At 74.7% G+C, this 1480-nt stretch carries 2 pseudogenes; both read left to right on the top strand.

The features are described from left to right. A pseudogene (locus IH13_RS0110445) lies at positions 1 to 240 on the top strand (hypothetical protein); the annotation flags it as partial. A gap of 1 nt (position 241) precedes the next feature. Next, positions 242 to 1199 (top strand): annotated as a pseudogene (locus tag IH13_RS39720) (helix-turn-helix transcriptional regulator). Positions 1200 to 1480 lie beyond the last annotated feature (281 nt).

Here is a 1480-nt window from a genome sequence, read left to right as displayed (position 1 = left end):
CTGCCGCACCCGGCGGACGCCAAGGTGGAGGCGAACACCGCGAGCGGCCAGGTGAGCAACGCCTTCGAGGACCTGCGGGTCAGCGGCCAGTGGGGGGCGAAGAAGATCACCGGGAAGCTGGGCGCCGGCACGGGCACGCTCAGGGCGACCACGGTCTCCGGTTCGATCGCCCTGCTGCGCCGCCCACCGGCCAAGGACGACGACCCGCGTGACGCCGAACCGACCGGAAAGGTGCTCTGACATGCCCCCCGTATTCGCCCACGGACGTCTCCGTCTCTACCTCCTGAAGCTTCTGGACGAGGCTCCGCGCCACGGATACGAGGTGATCCGGCTGCTGGAGGAGCGTTTCCAGGGGCTCTACGCGCCCTCGGCGGGCACGGTCTACCCACGGCTGGCCAAGCTGGAGGCCGAGGGACTGGTCACCCACGCCACGGAGGGCGGCCGCAAGGTGTACTCCATCACCGAGGCGGGGCGCGACGAGCTGGCGGGCCGCGGCGGGGAGCTGGCCGATCTGGAGCTGGAGATCCACGAGTCGGTCTCGGAGCTGGCCTCGGAGATACGCGACGACGTACGCGGCGCGGCGGGCAAGCTGCGCAGCGAGATGCGCGCGGCGGCCTCCGAGTCGACGAGCGGCGCGGGTGACCCCCGGGGGGCCGGGTCGGAGGCGGACGCGTGGCGTACGGCGAAGGAGGAGCTGCGCAAGGCGAAGCAGGAGTGGAAGGAGCAGGCGCGCCGGGCCAAGGACGAGTCGCGCCGCGCCCGCGAGGAGGCCGACCGGGCCCGCCGCCAGGCCCGGGACGCCCACGAGAGGGCACGCGAGCAGGTGCAGAACGCCGCCCGGCAGGTGCAGGAGCACTTCTCCCGCGGCGACTGGCCCACCGGTGTACGGGAGGGGCTGGCGGAGATCACGGGCCAGCTGGGCGGTTTCGCCCGGTCGGGCACCTGGCCGTCGTACACCAGGCCGGACCCGGCCGAGCCGGAGGCCGGCTGGAAGGCGGCCGACGCGCCGGACGACACGTGGGCCGCCGACACCCCGCCGACCGATCCGGGACGCGGCCCGGGACAGGGGCGTCAGCGAGGCCCAGCTGACGGAGGCGCGCCACCACTTGGCCGCCGCGGCAACGCGTATCGACGCTCTGCTCCGTGGGACCGACGGCGAAACCCGTCAGGACGACGGGCCACACGCGAAGTGGCTCTGAACACCGGCGGGCGGACGCCCCGGTCTCGGCGCCCCTGACGGGCAGTGGGCCTGGCGGGGGCGGATGCGCCTCGGCGGGCGGACACCGGGGCAGGAGGGCGGCGCGCCCAGCAGGCAGCGACCTCGGCGGGCGGGCGCCTCAAGAGACGGGCGGGCGCCTCAAGAGACGGACCCGTGTCCAGGCGGGCGCTTCGGCAGAGGGCACTTCTACGGGTGTCGGCGGAAACCCCCCGGGCAGGGCAGACACCTCGGGCAGACACCTCGGCGGGGGCCCGCCGGACC

Origin of the sequence: Streptomyces sp. NRRL WC-3549 (genome assembly GCF_000721935.1) — a bacterium.
GTDB lineage: Bacteria > Actinomycetota > Actinomycetes > Streptomycetales > Streptomycetaceae > Streptomyces.
The sequence above is the reverse complement of the archived record's forward strand: the minus strand, read 5'-3'. Positions and strand labels throughout refer to the sequence as shown.